13 protein-coding genes are annotated in these 19,096 nt (G+C 40.8%); all 13 read left to right on the top strand.

Going from position 1 to position 19,096, the window contains the following annotated elements:
* Positions 1-6 precede the first annotated feature (6 nt).
* The 13 genes from NSQ62_RS12940 (at position 7) to NSQ62_RS12880 (ending at position 19,091) form a co-directional block, all read left to right on the top strand.
* Complete coding sequence (locus NSQ62_RS12940; RefSeq protein ID WP_341320549.1) at positions 7-741, top strand: SDR family oxidoreductase; 735 nt, start codon at positions 7-9, stop codon at positions 739-741.
* 21 nt (positions 742-762) lie between these two features.
* A complete protein-coding gene (locus tag NSQ62_RS12935) occupies positions 763-1,209 on the top strand; it encodes a heme-binding protein (RefSeq protein WP_341320548.1) in 447 nt (148 codons plus the stop codon).
* A gap of 5 nt (positions 1,210-1,214) precedes the next feature.
* Complete coding sequence (locus tag NSQ62_RS12930; RefSeq protein ID WP_341320547.1) at positions 1,215-2,594, top strand: flavocytochrome c; 1,380 nt, start codon at positions 1,215-1,217, stop codon at positions 2,592-2,594.
* Entirely contained in the window at positions 2,591-3,436 is an 846-nt protein-coding gene (locus tag NSQ62_RS12925; protein ID WP_341320546.1) for an aspartate/glutamate racemase family protein, read from the top strand. The genes NSQ62_RS12930 and NSQ62_RS12925 overlap by 4 nt, the downstream gene beginning before the upstream one ends.
* A gap of 209 nt (positions 3,437-3,645) precedes the next feature.
* Positions 3,646-4,074, top strand: coding sequence for a MarR family transcriptional regulator (locus NSQ62_RS12920; RefSeq protein WP_341320545.1), 429 nt, complete (start codon positions 3,646-3,648; stop codon positions 4,072-4,074).
* Between the two features lie 8 nt (positions 4,075-4,082).
* Positions 4,083-5,267, top strand: a complete 1,185-nt coding sequence (locus NSQ62_RS12915; protein WP_341320544.1) for an MFS transporter — start codon at positions 4,083-4,085, stop codon at positions 5,265-5,267.
* A 213-nt stretch (positions 5,268-5,480) separates the two neighbouring features.
* Positions 5,481-6,950, top strand: a complete 1,470-nt coding sequence (locus tag NSQ62_RS12910) for a hypothetical protein (protein WP_341320543.1) — start codon at positions 5,481-5,483, stop codon at positions 6,948-6,950.
* A gap of 12 nt (positions 6,951-6,962) precedes the next feature.
* Positions 6,963-10,004: an AAA domain-containing protein gene (locus tag NSQ62_RS12905; protein ID WP_341320542.1), complete on the top strand. Its 3,042-nt coding sequence runs from the start codon at positions 6,963-6,965 to the stop codon at positions 10,002-10,004.
* A complete protein-coding gene (locus NSQ62_RS12900) occupies positions 9,970-11,457 on the top strand; it encodes a hypothetical protein (protein WP_341320541.1) in 1,488 nt (495 codons plus the stop codon). Before NSQ62_RS12905 ends, NSQ62_RS12900 begins: the two co-directional genes overlap by 35 nt.
* Positions 11,458-13,434: a hypothetical protein gene (locus NSQ62_RS12895; protein WP_341320540.1), complete on the top strand. Its 1,977-nt coding sequence runs from the start codon at positions 11,458-11,460 to the stop codon at positions 13,432-13,434. It abuts the gene before it with no gap.
* Positions 13,424-15,568 (top strand): DUF2357 domain-containing protein, encoded by a 2,145-nt coding sequence (locus NSQ62_RS12890; RefSeq protein ID WP_341320539.1) that lies wholly within the window; start codon positions 13,424-13,426, stop codon positions 15,566-15,568. Before NSQ62_RS12895 ends, NSQ62_RS12890 begins: the two co-directional genes overlap by 11 nt.
* Positions 15,565-16,233: a hypothetical protein gene (locus tag NSQ62_RS12885; protein WP_341320538.1), complete on the top strand. Its 669-nt coding sequence runs from the start codon at positions 15,565-15,567 to the stop codon at positions 16,231-16,233. The genes NSQ62_RS12890 and NSQ62_RS12885 overlap by 4 nt, the downstream gene beginning before the upstream one ends.
* 11 nt (positions 16,234-16,244) lie before the next feature.
* Positions 16,245-19,091, top strand: coding sequence for a 3'-5' exonuclease (locus NSQ62_RS12880; protein ID WP_341320537.1), 2,847 nt, complete (start codon positions 16,245-16,247; stop codon positions 19,089-19,091).
* Positions 19,092-19,096: the final 5 nt, after the last annotated feature.

Raw genomic sequence — 19,096 nt, 5'->3', positions numbered from 1 at the left:
GCTCTTATGGAATTACAAGGTAAAGTAGCGCTTGTCACAGGCGGAGGTCGAGGCATCGGCAGAGAATCGGCCTTATTATTAGCTTCAAAAGGTGCGAAAGTGGCTGTTTGTGCACGTAACGAACAGGAATGTGCGGAAGTACAGCGACTGATTCAAGAAACATATCATGTAGCCTCAATCGGTATTAAATGTGATGTTTCGGATTATGCACAAGTCAAGGAAGCTGTAGCGGTTGTCACAGCAGAGCTTGGACCTGTAGATATATTGATCAATAATGCAGGGGCGATGGCATTAAAGCCGTTTACAGAAACAGCACCGGAAGAATGGATTAAAATACATGATATTAACGTTCATGGACCTTATTACTTCTGCTATGAAACCGTTCCATCGATGATTGAAAGACGTACAGGGGCAATCATCAATATTTCTTCAATATGGGGGACTAAAGGTGGTCCAAACCGTAGCGCCTACATATCTTCCAAACATGCGGTAATTGGATTCTCCAAAGCATTAGGAGAAGAGTTAAAGCCATACGGTATACGAGTTAATGCTGTATGTCCGGGACCGGTTGATACACAAATGACAAATGAACTTGGAGCAAATTTAAATAAAGACGGCTGGTTAGATGCTATCGATATTGCCAATGTTATTGTCGATTTAGTATTACCGAAGAGCCGCGCAATAACGGCTACTTCAGTAGAAGCATTCGGTTTTGGAGCACCAGTAGGTTTAGCAAAATAATAATGAAATGGGGAAATTAAAATGACAGAATTAACGTATTCATTCCAACAAAACACAGTAACTTTGGACTTAGCAAAAAAAATGCTGGATAAGGCAGAGGAAAAAGGGAAAGAGCTGGGCATGAAGTTTGCGATTTCCATCGTAGACAAAGCGGGGAATTTAAAAGCGTTCTCGGCTATGGACGGTGCACCGGTATTAGCATTAGAAATCGCTCAAAACAAAGCGTTCTCGGCAGCAGCCTATAATCGTGCCACACATGAATGGTATGACCGTTTAAAAGACGATCCGCCACTATTGGCAGGGATTGTTCATACAAATCGTCTTGTTATTTTTGGAGGAGGCTACCCAATTCAATTAAATGGTGAGTGCATCGGAGGCATCGGTGTAAGTGGTGGTCACTACACACATGATATGCAAGTTTGCGAAGCGGCACTTGAAATATTAGCTGAAACAGTTAAGGAGGCGTAATACGGATGAACCGTGACCATCTTATAATTGTTGGTGCGGGTATGGCAGGGCTTTGCGCAGCGGTAGAGGCTTCTACTGCTGGTGCAAAGGTGATTGTATTGGAAAAACAAGCTGAAATTGGCGGTAGCTCTTTATTAAGCGGTTGTTTTATGGCCTTTGCCGAAACAGACTTTCAAAAAAAGCTCGGAATAGAAGATTCAATAGAAAGCTTAATGGAAGACTTTATGGCTGTTGGTCATTATAAAAATAAACGTACACTCATTGAAGCGTACGGTAAACATCAGCTCGCTACATACAACTGGCTTGTAAATCAAGGTGTACAATTTCAAACATGCCAAGCCGTAAGCGGACATTCCAATCCGCGTGGCCATACAATAATCCCTAGTCAGGCAATTGGCCAGTTACGCTCAAATGCTGAAGCAAATGGTGTAATCATTAAAACTAATGCGCCCGTTGTACGTTTAGTAAAAAAAAATGAGCAAGTAGTTGGGGTTGTGTATGAAGAAAACGGTGAGCAATTCGAGCTTTATACAGATTATGGCGTCCTGTTAACAGCAGGCGGCTTCTCTCAAAGTGAAGAGCTGCTGGCACAGTTTGCCCCGCAATTAGCCAATACCGTTCGCCTTGGTGGTGCCGGTAATAGTGGTGACGGTATTAAGCTTGCTGCATCGGCGGGTGCATGGCTGGAAGACTTTACGCACTTGAAAGGCACATACGGTTTCCATCCAACGTCTACCAATGATAAAAAAAGGCAAGCACATACGTTTTATAAAGGCGGCATTATCGTCAATGAACAAGGAAAGCGTTTCGTGAATGAATCGATTTCCTATAAGTTGCTTGGTGATGCAGCGCTACAACAAACGAATTGCCAAACGTATCAAGTTTGGGATCAAACCGTGATGGATAAAGGTGTCGCAAATGATGCACTATATGACTTTGATTTACTTTTCAGTGAAGGTTTAATTGAAAGTTTTGAAACAATTGAACAATTAGCAAAAAAAGTAGGTCTACCTGTAGATATGTTGCAACTAACGATTTCTACGTATAATACTGATGTGAAACAAAGGCAAGACACAGCATTTGGCCGTACGTCTCTCACACATAAATTCGGCACACCAACAGCGATTGAAACAGCTCCATTTTATGTAATGGAAACAGCGACTGCAATGTTGGCTACGTACGCGGGGGTCCAAGTGGATGAACATACGCATGTCATCAATCCTTTTGGCGAGCCGATTAGAGGCTTATATGCAGCTGGTGAAATGGTGGGAGGTTTCCATGGGGCAGGTTATATGACCGGCAGCTCACTAGGAAAAGCGGCCATTTTTGGTCGTATAGCGGCAAGAACGGCATTACAAGCTAACAAGCAGGAGGTACTGAAATGAAAATTTGGCACCAAAGCTTAACATCGATTGAAGGCATTCCGGAATACAGGGATGCTGTCATTCAGCATATTTTAAAAATTGCACGTCCAGATGTAGATGTCGTACTACATGGCATGACGAATGATACGTACCCAGAAAATTATCCGGGGCACTATATTACGTATAATTATTTGCAAAGCTTGCATAAGGAGCAGTTTATTCGGAATGCATTGATCGCAGAAAAAGCTGGCTATGATGCGGTATTCATTGGTACGATTCCGGACGTCGGCTTAATTGAGGCCCGTGCTCTAGTGGATATTCCCGTTATTGGTTATGGACACGCGTCGATGCATATGGCGTCCATGCTAGGTGCTAAAATCGGCATTGTCAATTTCCTGGCGCCATTAGCAGATCAGCTGCGTTTCAATGCACAGCAATACGGTTTAGCGCAAAAGCTTGGACCGATTGTACAGGCTGATATCGGCTTTTACGATATTATGGAAGGCTATAAAAACCCTCAGCCAATTATCGATAAATTTACGGAAGCCGCTGAAAAAGCAATTGCGCAGGGCGCGGATGTCATCATTCCAGGCGAGGGGCCGATGAATATTTTCCTAGCTACACATCATATTCACCATATCGGCAATGTACCGATTATCGATTCCTTTGGCACAGGTATTAAAATGTGTGAATCGCTTGTCGATTTACAACGAGTAAGCGGTATGACGATGACACGTGTAGGCTATTATAATGAAAAACCCCCGGCAGAAATTGTTGAAAAGTTAAGAGGCTATTATAACTTGAAACAAGCAAGTGCTGAGTTAGATTTTGGGCTATCTGTTCGCGCTACAGCATCAATTTAAATAGTAGAAAACAATCAAAATACCTAAGGTACTTCGAATGAAGGTTTAGGTATTTTTTTGTGTATTAAGCGTTTAATCATAGATAGCTCATTACGGAATACATGTGAAAATAATTCATTTGATTTGGCTAAATGAAATTGTTTTTTTCGGTAAACAGGTTTATAATCTAAAATACTTGTCAATGACAACTAAATTTGTGAGGTGGGCGTATGCGTGTACAAAAGCATTTGTTTTTTGATTTAGTATTAACCTTTCATCCGTTTGCACGGCAATTGAATACGTATTTAGAACAGCATGAGCTACGTAGACCGGAATGGGCACTCTTTTATTTGTTTATCAATGAACCGTCGTGGTCATTAACAGAAGTAGGTCAATTTTTAAATATGGATCAAGCAAATGTGACACGGGCACTCAAATCGTTAGTGAAACTCGAATTTATCGAATTACATGTTTCGCCAATGGATCGACGCAAAAAGGATATTGTCATTACAACGACAGGCCGAGCCGTGTATGAGGCATTACAAGTGCAGATTACACAATTTGAGCTAGCACTGGTGGATGGGTTTTCTGACGAGGAGCTCGCCACGGCACAGCGCGTACTTGAAACGGTTCGTGCACGTTTATTAGAAAAAGAGTAGGTGGAAAGATGAGTTCGAAAAAAGAACCATTATGGACGAGAAATTTTGTGACGATTGCGATTGTCAATTTTATTATTATTATGATTTTCTATTTGTTAATCGTCACAATTGCACCGTATGCAGTAAAAGAATTACATGCTTCGACTGCGCAGGCTGGATTGATTTCAGGGATTTACATTGTTGGGGCACTCATTGGGCGCTTACTAACAGGTAGAGTAATTCAAAGTGTAGGTTCGAAAAAAATCTTACTGATTGGGCTCGCGTTATTTGCTTGTACGCTGCTCTTATATGTAATCCCAGCAGGTATTGGGGCGCTATTAGTTATTCGCTTAGTGAATGGGATTGCGGTCGGGATTGCCTCAACAGCGACAGGTACCATTATTGCACAAATTTTACCGGCAACACGTAAAGGGGAGGGCATTGGCTATTATAGTATGAGCACGACCTTAGCGACGGCGATTGGCCCATTTTTAGGTTTAATGCTAGCACAACATATTTCGTATTTTGTGATTTTCATGATTTGTTGTGGGTTAGGGCTATTTGCTTTCGTCGCTGCCTTTACAACAAAAATTGCGATGCCGACAAGAACTACAAGTGTGTCAGCGAATAAAGGCTTTCATATTGGGGACTTTATTGATTTAAAGGCGTTACCAATTGGGATTTTAATTATGCTATTTGCGTTTGGCTATGCAGGGATTTTATCGTTTATTAACTTCTTTGCTGAGGAACGTGACGTTGTGGCAGCATCAAGTTTGTTCTTCTTTGTCTATGCGGTGGCAGTACTCGTAACACGTCCATTTACAGGGCGTTTAATGGATTTAAAAGGTGCAAACATGATTATGTATCCAGGGATAGTGCTATTTGCAGTAGGTTTACTATTATTAAGTACAGCACATTCATCGTTTACATTACTACTTGCAGGAGCGATTATTGGGATTGGTTACGGGAATGTAGCCTCAACTTTCCAAGCGCTTGCAATTAAAGTAACCACACCGGAAAAAATGGGGCTTGCCACATCAACTTACTTTATCGGGCTTGATATTGGTTTAGGCTTTGGGCCGTACTTCTTAGGGTATTTAGAGCCGATTATTGGTTATGGTAACATGTATTTCGGTTTAGGGATTTTTATTTTCGTATTTTTAATTTTATATTATTTCCTGCATGGTCGAAAAGATCATTTGTATGTAGGTTAAATCAAACGGTATGTGAAAGCGTCACTTTAAAGGGTGATTTTTCATATACCGTTTTTTTATTTTCTATAAATTTAAAATAGTTTATATTTCAAATAGCGCAAACAATAACAAACAGATTTTCTAGAATGTAGTGTGCATTGGCAATTTTAAGAGAATATTGGTGTATAATAATAAAGAATAGATAGTCTAATATATCTACGAGCGAGGGATGAAATGAACAATCAATTACAAGAACAGCAAATGATGCAACCGTATGTCATTGAAATATTTGAATCATTTGTTGCTTCCTTTTATACAGCTTTATATGAGCAACTCATCGATGAAATGAAAAATCCGCAATTTTCAGCTGAACTAATGGAACAGCAATTACAATGGAAGCAAACACTCCAACCTGTTTTAACAACTCAGTTTGAGGTGGATGTGACAAAAATCGCGACCATTGAAAATATACAAAATATGAAAACGGCCTACATAGAAATCGCGCAGTCCTGTGCAGAATTTCAATTTACTGTCGCGGAACTTTTACACAATCATTTCCCAAAAAAATATCCAGATTATTTTTTAACTGCGCATCGTCGAATAGAGGAAAAAATTGCTGCGCAAGTCAAGGAAATAGAGCAAGGCTATAAAGTGCAAATGGACCACCTTGTACAACAGCATGAAACGTTACAGCAAGAACTAGAGCAATCGCAGTTGGCATCTATTTTAGCAAATGAAACACTACGGTCACTTGAACAAATGAGCGTAGCGCAGAAAAATGACCTAAACCAACTGGCAGAGATAAATGTAACGTTGCGAAGTAAATTTGAGCAACTCCTAAAAGACCAAGATCTATTGCAACAACAGGAGCAAGCGTTACAAGAAGCGCTTGCCGATAGCCAGCACCGTTTAATGCAAGCGCTAGCAGTTACGCAGTCGCTTGAGCAAAATGCAGCGCAACAACAAAGCACGGTGCTGCAACAGCAGACGGAAATGAAAGAGTTACAAGCGCAAAATGAAGCGCTAACGGAGGCAAAGAAACAAGCAGCGCATGAATTACACCAACAAATCGCACTTAATAAGCAGTTAACGGAGCAGATGGAAAGCGCGCAACATAGTCGGGCAGATGTGACGAACATTTTATCGTCAGTGGGCGACAAGCTACTTCATGCAACAAAGCAAAATATGAAAATGTTTGGTCAGAAAGCAACGTCGGAAACAGTTGATTTACAATCAGCAGAAGCGTTACAAGAAATGGTAGTACAGCTTGAACAGCAGAGAGAAACCTTGCAAGTACAAATGACGGCGCTTCAAATAAAAAACAACACGCTACAGGAACAATTTGAACAGCTAGAAAAAGAGCAGCTTGAGGCGAAGGATGCAACTATACAGGCGCTTCAGCAAAAGGTTGCGATACTGGAGGGAGAACTTTCCGGGTCGGGTGCAAATGGCGACGTACAACAAGCATTTGAGCGTTTAAAAGAGAAATACGATACGGATACAGCCAAGCTCAAGGCGCATATCAATGAGCTAATGACCCAGCGTAGGCAACAAACAGCACAACCAACAGCAACCGAGGGGCGTAACGAGGAAATCGTTGCACTAGAGAAAAAGCTAGCAGACACAGAACATAGATTAGAGTACTTCCGCAAAAATAATGAAAAGGTAGTACAACAATATTTAGAGCTCTTAAATAATCAATAAAGTAGGGATCGTATGTATCGAGTAAAAGGCAATGGAGATTTGCAAACTGTTACATTGTATGCAGAAGTCATCGCGTCTGACTTAAATATAGGGGAACGCGTAACATTTGAGCATAGAAAAGACATGTTTGTTGCTATGCAAGGTCTAAAGGCTATTGGTAACGTATTAAATCGTCAAGAAATAAATGTCGTAAACCATTTACTGCAATTAGATGTAGACTATTATGCGTGGGTAGAAGATGTAAATGGGCAAAATATTGCCGTTACGATTGCACGTCCGACGCAAAAAATAATCGACCGCGCATCGATTGCCATTAATTTATCAAAAATAGACAAGCCCATTCAAAAGGAACACTATTTACAAGGGGACAATCCATTTGCAGATGCAGGGATGTACGCCTATGTTGCGCAACACCCGAAGACCCAGCATTTTTACTTATTTAGTGCCAAAGAAAATGGCCGGGCAAATACGCTGATTTTAAATTGGGAGGAAGACCAGCTATACGCGCTTAAAGAAGAAAAGATTGCTTATAAAGAAGCTGAAAAAATGGGGCTGCTATTGCAGGCTAAGTTTTTTTTAACGAATGTCCAGTTTTTTGATTCAACACAAGCCTATCAAGAGGCAAACGTTACAGTTGAAAAGCCGTTTCCACTCTATTTTGAAAGTGAGAAAAGCTATTTAAATGAGTGGAATGCGTATATGGCTTTTGAACAGCAAAAAATGAATGACATTGTGGCGAGTTGTCAGCCATTACGCTATGTATCCTATAAAATTTCATACGGTAAAGTCATTTTTGAACTAGCCACTGGGCAAGCGCTTGAGCAATGGCAACAGCATGTCGGGCAAGTGACGGTTCAAACAGAAGTACGAAATAGTCCTTATCGAATTGGGCTACTGCGACTGCTTAATGGGCGCAACGCAGAAATTGATTTTTCATTTGATGATTTGTATGAGGAAAAGCCCTTTGATCCGTCAGGTGTACTTAAAGTAAGTAATCAACTAGAGGAAGTTGCGCAACGTCGCCGAAAAAAAGCGCTTGAGAAAACATTAGCGCGTACGGCCGTATTACCAAATTTAGCGGATTATTTAAGTAACCCTGCAAGTGTTTTAAATATTGAATCGATGAAATATTCATTTCCACTACATAGTGTGAGTACGCTAGTAAATGGCAAAATGCCGGATATCCCGCAAGAGAATGCGATCAAAGCCGCACTTAATACCAATGATTTAGTACTCATTCAAGGACCACCTGGCACGGGTAAAACATCTGTTATTCAAACGATTATGAAGTGTTTAATTGAGCTAAAGCAGTCTGAAATTTTAATTACATCGTACCAACATTTAGCCGTAGATAACGCCATGCAAGGCTTAACAGAGCACGGCATGTTATCACACCGTTATGGCGGGGAAACGTATCAGCAACAATTGCTTGCGACGTATCAAGACATTACGAAAAAAATGGCCACACCGATTTTAAATGTCACAAGTTATGAAGATCAAGAACAAACGTATATCGAGCAGCTGTTGCTGGACCTACAACAGTTTGAATCTCAGCCATTACATGAACAGACAGTGCAGCAAATTACGCAATATGTAGAGCGCTTAAAGGCAGATGCAGACATTCCAACCGATGTCTTTTTGATTTTACTAGATTTAACGATGGCACTCCCTCTTACGGTAAACGAGCCGCAAGCTTCGCCCTATAGTGCCATGTACGAAACGTTACCTAAAAACGGCGCAGTCAAAACATCGGCGGATGTAGAAGCATGGCATGCTTTTTATAGAGAGGCCAAAGTGGCGTTTAGTGAGCAAATGAAAATGACAATGGAGCCGCTTTTAGAGCAACTAAAAAATGTACGCCGTAAAATGGTACTTCTAAAAAATAATGAAGCGTTAGCCGAGCAACTTGAGCAAACGATTACAGCGCTATGCAAGCTATGTACAGAACAAATCCAAACAACCGTACTGGTAACGGATGACCATATTGTGCAAGAAGCGCTACGTCGAAGTATTGTTGAATTACAAGCGTTAAAGCAACAGTCAAAGCAAATTACTCTTAGCGAAGAGCAAGAAATTTTAAAGCAATATGCAATGGAGATTTCAGCAAATCCGCTGCAGCTTGCAGAAGTAATCGGGCGTTATGCGCAAGTAAAGGGCGCAACTTGTCAGCAAACCGTAGCAAAACGCCACGGCATGTACGACGCCATTTTTGATGCGGTCATTGTTGATGAGGCGGCACGCGCGAATCCGCTTGATTTATTAATTCCGATGACGCTTGGTAAGAAAGTGATTTTAGTAGGGGATCATAAGCAGTTGCCTCATATTTTAGAGCCAGACTTTGAGCAGCAACTAGAAATGGATGCGGAACAATTTGATGTCATTTATAGTCAAAGTTTGTTTGAACGCCTGTATAAAGAGTTACCGGCATCGAAGAAAGTGATGCTAAGAAAGCAATTCCGTATGCATCCACAGATTGGACGATTAGTGAGCCGTTTATTTTATCCAGAAGGGTTACAGCACGGCTTACCTGAAGATGCTCTAGCAAATACGAGCGGCGTTTATGATGGTTACCATTTAGCTTGGGTAAATGTACCGTTTGAAGCAGGTGGTGAATCCCGTCGTTATGTGAATGAAGCAGAGGCAAAGGCCGTTATTAAGCTTGTAAAACAGCTTGTGAAAGACGCAAAAAATATTGGCAACATTAGTATCATTACGTTTTATGCGGAGCAGCTAAACTACTTGAAAAAGCAATTGCAAAATCACGGCTTAGAAAAGCAAGTCGCTGTTGGCACAGTGGATGCGTTTCAAGGGAAGGAAAGTGACATTGTTATTTTATCAACGGTGCGCAGTAACGACTTTAAACAAGAAAGTCGTGCTTTAGGTTTTTTACGTTCCCCTAATCGATTAAATGTGGCCATTTCGCGTGCGAGATCGTTATTAATTGTTGTGGGCGATGTGAAAACGTTACGCAAATCGAAAATGTTTAATGACGTATATGAATATATAGAGGAGTGTGGTTATGTTGACGAACATCGTAGAATTGAGCTTCTCTAGTAAAAAAAATAGACAGGCCAAAACGACTGATAGTTTATACGTATATTATCCGGTAACGGTTGTTCCAGTAAAGTACTGGAGCGTGGAACAGCAGCAGTTGTCGATTATTAGTGAAACCATACTGAAGCTGTGTAAAATAAAGCAATATCGTATTGACGAGCTGATGACAAAACTGCAATTGCCACCTGCTTGGAAAAGTATTCTGGCAGCAGAAATGGATGATTTATTATTGAAAAATTTAATCGTGAAGCAACATGATTACTTTGAAGCGAAGGATAAGGAAGTTGACAGCACAAGTTATGAATATAAAGAAGGCGTCATGTTTTTCGATGAAGTACGTGGCCAATTTTTTGAATATGTACATGAGGACGAATTGCTCTTTTCTTATGAGCAAACACTGGATTTACAGATTGACGGCAATACAGAGTGCACGAAAGCCTACTACGAAGATGTTAAATGTGATGAGCAAATGAAGCGGGCTGTCTATAACTATAATGAAATTAAAAAGAAGTTTTTTGAAGACGGCGCGGTCATTGAAGAAGTACCTGTAGAAAACGCCATCACCAAGGAAATCCGTGCTGAAAAGAAAAGCTTTGCCTTTACGAAAAGAGCGTATTTACCGATTCGTTTAAAATTGGAGCAGCTCTTTTACGATGAACAAGGTACATACACGCCAGCAATTGCGATCTCTCCATTTACAAATGAAAAATCGGCACTACTTTATTCCATTATTGAAAACCAAGACCAAGGCAAGCTGGCGATTGAGTGGCTTATTGAAACCAATCAGGCAAGTTTAGAGCAAGAAATGATGGGGTCTATTGGCCAAGTTTCGATTTTGGACCGAGTGGAGGCTGGCTTACAAGGCACAACCGTCTCACAAGCGGTCCTTGAATACTTACAGCTTGGTGAAAAAGTGCTCATTGAAGCTGAACAAGGTGAACGTCACAACCCCGCACTGCGAGCAGCGTATATTAATAATTACAACTTAGCCATTGAAGCCGTCATGCAGGAGCTAATAGAGACAAAGCGTACATTACAAGCACCGCGTCACTGGAAGCAAGCGTATGAGCAAAAAACATTAGATAAAGTCATCGAAACAATCGTTTATAGTATGGGACATACGTTACCGGCAGCTATTTTACGTAATATGAAAAAAATTGCGCAGCAAATGATAAAGCTCGAGCAAGGACAATCGCTGCATGTGTACGGCAACCGTGATTTTATGGCCTTGTTGCTATTAGCAGATGAACTAGAGCAGAGACAATGGCAAAAACGCTTGATAGAACAGGCGCATGTGTTGCCGATGTATGAGCAGCTTGTAGAGCTTCGCAATAAAACAGGTAGCCATCATGATGAAACACTATTCCAAATGTCGCCTAGCGCTTATTATGAGCTATTACAAAAAACAAAGCAGCAAGCCTATGCAATCATTCAATTTTTGGAGGGAAAATAATTGGAAGTTAAGCAGCTAGAAGGAGCACAAGCAGAAAAAATTCAATTTTTAGAAGATGAATTTGCGCTGCTCTTTGGAAAGTATGAAGTGAAAGAACAGCAATTAGAAACACTGCGTAATTCGAAAATTGAACTAGAAGTTAAGATTGAAAAACTAACGAATCAATTGGCGGATGTAAAGGAAACGTTAGTGATTGAAAAAGTGAAGCTAAAAGATAGCAACGCCGAGCATACGAAGCAAAAGCGCGAGCTCGAAAAGCAACGAGCGGTGGCAGAGCAAAAACTGTTAAAGGAACAGCAAGGCTTTAAACAAAAGCTACAGGCGTTAGACGAAGAGCGTGAGGAACTATTAGCGGTGCAAGAGGAAATTGAGCAAGAGCGCGTACAATTTCAAAAGCTTAAGCAGGATTTTTCATTAGCTGATGCGATAACAACTCAAGCCGAGCTAACGCGTGTCAAAGCTTCTTATGAAAGTATTGTTGCGCTAACGAGACGTTTGCAGGAAGAAAAATCACAGCTTCAAAATCGGATCGATCATACAGCACAGCTAGAATCTGAAAATACCCTACTGAAAACAGAGCTCGAGCGCCGCGATGAAATGGTACGCATTTACCGCCAATCCGAAGTCGAATGGGCACGCATCGAGCAATTAAAAGAGGATTACGAAGCAATGAGTACGCGCATGTATGCAGTAGAGGGGCAAAACAAAACGCTGCAAAGTGAGCTTGCTCGAACGCGTGAGCAAGCGGAGCTTTACCGCGAACAAGCAGAGCGCGTCACGACGGCGGAGCATAAGAGCGCATTTTATGAAATTCGTTTACGTAGCTTAGAAGCAGAACTTCAACGTTTACAAAAGAAAGAAAAAGATGCAATTGCAGACGAAAGTCGAATGTTTGAAAGCTTCCAAGTACTAATTGAAAAGAGCGCCAAAACAGCTTCGAATTTAACGAAGTATCCAGGTGATGGCCAGGCAGTAGAGCGTATTTTACATGCGGCAACACAAGGGAATTATGAATTTTCATCGGCTATGATTCATGGCTTCTTAGCTGCAATGCGTAGTACACGTTTTATTATTTTAAAAGGTTTATCAGGAACAGGGAAAACAAGTTTACCGAAAATTGTAGCGCACGCATTAGGCGGTATTTGCGAAACGATTGCGGTTCAGCCAAACTGGAAAAGCAAAACAGATTTAATTGGATTTTATAATCATTTCAACGATCGCTTCATGGCCACTCAATTTACAGAGGAGCTATTTAAAGCACAGTTACCTGAGAACCGCGATAAATTCTACTTCATTGTGCTTGATGAAATGAACTTAGCGCGTGTGGAATATTATTTCTCTGACTTTAACTCGAAGCTAGAGTTAGAGCAATCCAAGCAAGTCGTTGAACTATTCGACACGATTGGACGTACGTCAGGAGATTTAGCAGATTATATTATTGATGGCAATAAACTGCGTATTCCGCCAAACGTATTTTTCATTGGGACAATCAACGAAGATGAGTCAACGTATACATTAAGTGACAAAATTTATGACCGCGCCCAAGTGCTTGATTTCCAAGCAGCACTTAGCAATAAAGTGGGGGATATGGAGCGCATTGAAGCGATGCCAAGTGTCAGCTTTAGCGACTTTAAAGCGGCGATGGCTACGATTCAAAAAGTAGATGTTACCCAACAAAGCCGCCCACTTCAGGAAGTGCTTCAAATTTTAAGCGAACAACTGTATTTAGAAATTGGGAATCGTCCGCGTCGTCATATGCGTACGTTTATGCAAACCTATGCGGCGAATAATTGGAATGTGAAAGAGGCGATTGATTTACAAATCGTTTCAAAAATTGTCCCGAAAATTATGCCAAGTTATGACGAGGAATTTGAACTCGCGATGGATGCTATTATTCGCTTAGCAGAAGCACAAAAAGTAGGCGCCACATCATCCACTATCCGCGCGATAGAGAAGGTGAAGCGTAATGCCAAGTAATGTCATTTTACGAATGAAAGATAGCTGGCTCGATAATGAATTTGCCCCGTATGAAGGGACCGAATTGCCGCACATTTATCGTACGTTATTTCAGCTACAATTTTTGCCGCAAGTGAAGCCGGAAAAGGTTTATGTCAATGATGACCTGCTCCATACATTTTTACAGCCTGTGGCACATTTTGACTTTACATTAATGCCAACGAAGCCTTTACTGACGGTAACCGTTCACTATACGATTGAAGAAGAAGCGCATGAAGCGTTATTTCACATCACTGTGGACCCAGCACTATTACCAAGTGCCGGTTATTTGGAGCAGCTGCGTGACCAATATTTATTGTGGCAGCAAAAGGTACAAGACTATGTGGACGTCTACGATGAATCCGAAATTGAACTGGCGGAGTTTTATAGTGATGAGGATTGGCAGGTCTCATTCAAGCAACTACAAGACCGCTTAAAAATAGATGACCCGGATGCTATTTGGTTTTATGTGTTTCGTAAAGAAATTACCTTACACTTACAGCAAATTTTACGTAAGCCGAAAGTGAAGCTAACGACTGAAGAAATGCTGGTCAATGCAGCGGAGCTTGATGTGATTACACCACGTACGATTCAGCATTTTATGAAGGATACAACAACGTGGGCGAAGTCGACCATGGCGCGTCCCGTTCCGCAGCAGTTATTAAAGGAAGTACATGAGGAATCGATTGATATTTATGAAAATCGCTTTATTTATACGTTTGCTGATCAGTTGGAGCGTGAGATGCGCAAAGTCATAAAAGAGCTGAAAGATAATGTATTAACGATTCAAACCAAACTTGCTAGTAATGAGTTAAAAATTGAGTTAGATATTTTGCGTTTCGATGCAGAACTAGAAAGCATGCAATTACTTGAATATGAAGAACTCTTCTCGCAAGCACTCAGTCAGCTGACAGGCCTATATAATTTAGTTCGTAAAACAATTAAAACGTTTCGCGGTTTAAAGTTTATTCAGGGCTATGTTGTGCCAAACCAAGTGCTTCTTTACAACAAAGATTACGGCACGCTGTATCGTTTTTACAATCACTATATGCGCGCCATGATGGATAAAACCTTTAAACTAAATGATAGCATTGATTACCAGACGTACTATGCAGACGAAGTATTATTTACAATGCTCCATCAGCTCCAGCAAGAAGGTTTTGTACACGATGGGCCATTGACATTAAAGCTTGGCGAAGAACTAAATGCTTATATTTTTTCAAAAGAGGCGGTCACGTTTTCTCTGCATCATGCCCAGTTTGGCGTGAAGCTCACGATCGAAAGAAGTGGACAAAAAATCACTTTTACTGTACAGCATGAACAGACAAAGAAAGTCGAAGTGAGCCGCTTTTTACCGACCCTTTTTCAATTGCATAAATATGTAACAGAGGCGCAAATTGAAGCGCTCTATACCTATACGGAACAATCCGTTTTCATCGAAAATAAAAATAAGCGAAAAGAGCTCATAACAAACGTACAAATGCCAACTGTTATGGTCGTTTACCCAGCAAAAACAAAGGATGATTACTTCAAGTCAATGCCTTATGAAAAGCTACATTTAGTCATGACGCTGGGTACGAATTTTATATCTGCTGAGAAGTTTCAGGCATTTGGTGCGATGAAATATGGGGTATTTCCTTATAGTACAGCGGATTTTAATAAGCAACTGTTTAAGCGCTTCATTCGTTTACAGCTTTATAAAATAGGCGTCCAATCCTTTTGCTTTATGTGCGGCGCAGATGGGCACGAAACAAATGAAGGCGAATATGTTTGTGGGAATCCACTCTGTCGCTGTGAGTGGGGCACACGTACATGTAAATGCGGTGCACCTTTGTATAAAATGCAAAAGAAAAGTATGAAGGACGATGTTTACTTAACGGAAGAGCAACAACTAGCAGCGCAAACAAAATCAGATGTGAATTGGCTGTTTGAAAAGGAAAACATCAATGCAACAATGGGGTTAAACAACTTATGTGAAAATGCCCATTTAGGGACAAGTTTTTTTACCGTCTGTGCTAACTGTGGCGATTGCCAGCAACAATCAAAAGCACATCGAATCTGTAAACGCTGTGATGCGATGCAGCGTACAACGTGCAATCTAGAGGTGTCACCATGAATCATATACTAAAGTGGGTAGGGCTGACGATTATTGCCCTACTGATTATTCGCTTTATTTTAAATACAATTTTTTCAATTAGTACATGGGCTTTTCAAACGGTGTTAACAATTTTTACGAGTTCTGCAATGGGGGCTATTTTATTTTTAATACTTTCAGCAATTGTCGGTTACATTTTCTATGTAAAGCACAAGGCCAATAAAAGCTACGAACAAGCTATTAGGCAACCTGTTCAGCAAATAAAGCTTGAAGGTAAGCGCATCTCTTTACCCGCACCTGCAACTGATTTACCTGATTTTATGCAACAATTTTCAACGAACGAGCTGTCTGCGCTCATTCATCAGTATTACAAGAATGATGAAATCGGCTTTGGTGAAGCAGGGGCAACCGAATTTATTGGGTCTGTCTTATTAGCAGAATATAAGCCAAAGCTGCAAGGGGCCATTCAAACAGGTCATCTGCGTGTTTTCGAACAGCAATGGGGACCCTTACAGTTTAGTGATTTTATGGACAACATTATTCAACAATCGGGTGTTCCTTATGCAAAATGGAGTGAAATGTGTCGTTTGCTTTATACTGTGCATCCTACTCTGAAAAATCATCCGTGTGCAAAGCCTGCAACCGTTGTTTTAGTAAGGGAAGAGAAAAGTAAAGTGAAAATATAGGAAGTGATCGCGTGGAACATAAACAGCAAATGCAGTTAATGATAGAAGAACATAATGAGTACCAAGATGAATTGTTAGAAGAAGCGGTAGATGGCTTAGAGGAACAAATTCGAAAAGAGCTGGATAAAAAATGTAAAGCCAATTATTTACCCGCTACCTATAAGTATGAGCTTGACCGTGTAAACAAAACCGTAGAAGGAATAAAAACAAATTTAACGATAGCCCTTGAAAATGCGGGCGGTGGCAAAAGAATCCGCCGCTATTACGAGGAAGATGATTTAGCTTTACATATGGGCGATAGCCGTATTAAGGAAGCGGCGGCATTAGTGGATAATCCCTATTTTGCTCGTATCGATTTTGTGAAAGATCACGCGCGTTTAGGGGAAACGATTTACATTGGAAATGAGGACATTGCATCGGCAACGATTTCCTGGCGTAACCCAATTGCCAAGCTCTATTACGAGAAAAACTTCGGGAAGCGGTATCGGATTGATGGCTATGATGTAGAGCTTGAGCGCTACCGCAATATTGATATTGAGGGCGGGCAATTAAAAGAACTGCATCCGCTCCAAACCGAAAAACTAGCGATTGATGAACTGCTCGTGAAGAACTTAGCAGAAAAGCGCGGCGCAGAAATGAAGTCGTTAGTGGAAACGTTACAGGCGGAGCAATACGAACTTGTTAGCCTACCGCTCGAAAATGCCATTGTTGTACAGGGTTCAGCAGGAAGTGGGAAATCCGTTATCGCGCTGCATCGTTTAAGCTATTTATTGTATGAGCATCCGCATTTACAGGCGAAAAAATTAGCGGTTTTTGGTCCTAACCCCCTGTTTTTAAAGCATGTTGAAAATGTATTGCCTGAGCTTGGCGAAAAAGATATTGTACAAACGACATTGAAGCTTTATTTAGAGCAAGTCATGTTACTACGTCGCCCAATTGAAGAAATCGATCGCATGATTTTTTCAGAAGTCAATGATTTAAGTGCAAACGAAGGCAAGGCGCAAGCGTTACAAGCATTTGAGCATTATACGGAAATGCGTCAATTAAAAGGCTCCTTTGAATTCAAGCGCTATATTGAACAATACGCAAAATATATTACAAGTAATTTGGCCCCATTTTTGCATACCATTCAGGTAGGGAAGTATAGTGTGAGTGCTATAGAAATCGCTCATTTTGTACATCAGCAGCCCCATTTTGGGAAGAGTAAGGAAGCACTTAAGCACTACGTACAGCAAGCGATTCGTGACAAGGCGAAGGAAGCCGCGACCATTTTTGATGCAACAGAAAAAATCATTATGGACGAAGTCGCGCATTTTTTAACCGATTTGCAACAACAGAAGCACTTACTCCTCACAAATGATGTAATTGAGCAGTACTGTGCCAAGGTACTGACCATTGAGCAGCAGATGAAATTTTTAAAACAGGAGGATTATCGTCCTATTTCAGAGAGTAATAGTTATAAAAAAGCAATGCTGATTACGGATGAAGAAAAACGTGAAATGCGCCTAAAAAAAGCGGCATCTGAAAAAGTAGAATCCTTAAAGTTTAATTTAAAAGAGGCAAAAAAGCAGCTGCAACAAGCAATTGAACAAAAGCGTAAACATGATATCGAAGCGCTTACACCCTTATTTGTCGTACGTGAAGAAACAGCGAAAAAGCTTACGGAAAAGGCACTTCTATATAATGAGCTGTTTGAAAAGCAATTTAAATGGGCGCAAATCAGCTCCTTATTTAACGCCAAATCTTTTGTTTCATTTGAGGAGATCCAAGCCTATTTACTGGATGTGCAAACGATATATATACAAGATATTGATCAACTATGGCTCATGGAAAAAACAACGTATCGCAAAGAATTAACATCATTCATGGAAACATGTGTGAAGCAACAAATGGCGCAACAATACGCGAAGGCCATCGCGCTTACTTATGAAGGGCAACAACTTTCATTTTCTGACTATAACGTAAATCAAGCGACTCGCCCAGCGGTAGCGCTACATTTTGAAGAGGCGTTTGCGCAAATTGAGCGCTATTATAATCTTTGTGTAGATGATATTTATATGCAAATTATTCACGATGAATTTGGCTATAACGCACAGTTGCAAGTGAATTATCAGGATTTACTTGCAGCGTACACACAGATTGAAAAGCATGATTTAGCACCACTTTTCGTAATTCATCAGTGGCTGACAGCGAGCGACGAAAAACCATTCCAATATTTAATTGTCGACGAAGCGCAAGATTATACCGCGTTTGAAATGGACGTATTTAACGCATTAACGGAGCAGATTATGCTAATGGGTGACTTAGGACAAAATTTAACACCAAGCAGTCAGCTTCGTAGTTGGTCGGATTTTGAACAAGCGATTGGACCGTTTAGCTATTATGAATTAAAGGCAACCTATCGCTCAACAAATCAAATCGTGACCTACTGTAATGATATTATTCGCCCGTTTAGCGAAGGGAAATACAATTTACCTGTTTTAACATTTAGAAATGGCGACAAAGTACAAACGGTTGTGAAACCAGGGATGCTGATTTACCCAGGCATTGCAGATTTAGTGAGGCAATGCATTGCTGAGCAATCAAAAGATAGTAAAATCGCCATTATTGCCAAGACCAATCGTGAAGCAAAGAATCTGCATGAGAAGCTAGAAAATGAGGCGATTCATTTACAAATCGGCATCGAGCAGGCAAACGCGCAAGTGATTATTACGACACCGGTATTAGCGAAAGGGCTTGAATTTGATACCGTAATCATTTTCCGTGGTACACGCTTTGAAGTAAAGGATCCATACGATACGAGGTTAAAATATGTGGCTGCCAGTCGAGCGCTCCATAACTTATATGTATTTTCATAAGGAGG

Origin of the sequence: Solibacillus sp. FSL H8-0523 (genome assembly GCF_038051985.1) — a bacterium.
Lineage (GTDB): Bacteria > Bacillota > Bacilli > Bacillales_A > Planococcaceae > Solibacillus.
This window is presented reverse-complemented; position numbering and strand designations above follow the sequence as displayed.

Excerpts from the sequence above, each read along its gene's own strand:
- NSQ62_RS12890 (WP_341320539.1), top strand. The coding sequence starts at position 13,424 with ATGCCAAGTAATGTCATTTTACGAATGAAAGATAGCTGGCTCGATAAT.
- NSQ62_RS12930 (WP_341320547.1), top strand. The coding sequence starts at position 1,215 with ATGAACCGTGACCATCTTATAATTGTTGGTGCGGGTATGGCAGGGCTT.
- NSQ62_RS12900 (WP_341320541.1), top strand. The coding sequence starts at position 9,970 with ATGTTGACGAACATCGTAGAATTGAGCTTCTCTAGTAAAAAAAATAGA.
- NSQ62_RS12910 (WP_341320543.1), top strand. The coding sequence starts at position 5,481 with ATGAACAATCAATTACAAGAACAGCAAATGATGCAACCGTATGTCATT.
- NSQ62_RS12885 (WP_341320538.1), top strand. The coding sequence starts at position 15,565 with ATGAATCATATACTAAAGTGGGTAGGGCTGACGATTATTGCCCTACTG.
- NSQ62_RS12915 (WP_341320544.1), top strand. The coding sequence starts at position 4,083 with ATGAGTTCGAAAAAAGAACCATTATGGACGAGAAATTTTGTGACGATT.
- NSQ62_RS12935 (WP_341320548.1), top strand. The coding sequence starts at position 763 with ATGACAGAATTAACGTATTCATTCCAACAAAACACAGTAACTTTGGAC.
- NSQ62_RS12940 (WP_341320549.1), top strand. The coding sequence starts at position 7 with ATGGAATTACAAGGTAAAGTAGCGCTTGTCACAGGCGGAGGTCGAGGC.
- NSQ62_RS12905 (WP_341320542.1), top strand. The coding sequence starts at position 6,963 with ATGTATCGAGTAAAAGGCAATGGAGATTTGCAAACTGTTACATTGTAT.
- NSQ62_RS12920 (WP_341320545.1), top strand. The coding sequence starts at position 3,646 with ATGCGTGTACAAAAGCATTTGTTTTTTGATTTAGTATTAACCTTTCAT.
- NSQ62_RS12925 (WP_341320546.1), top strand. The coding sequence starts at position 2,591 with ATGAAAATTTGGCACCAAAGCTTAACATCGATTGAAGGCATTCCGGAA.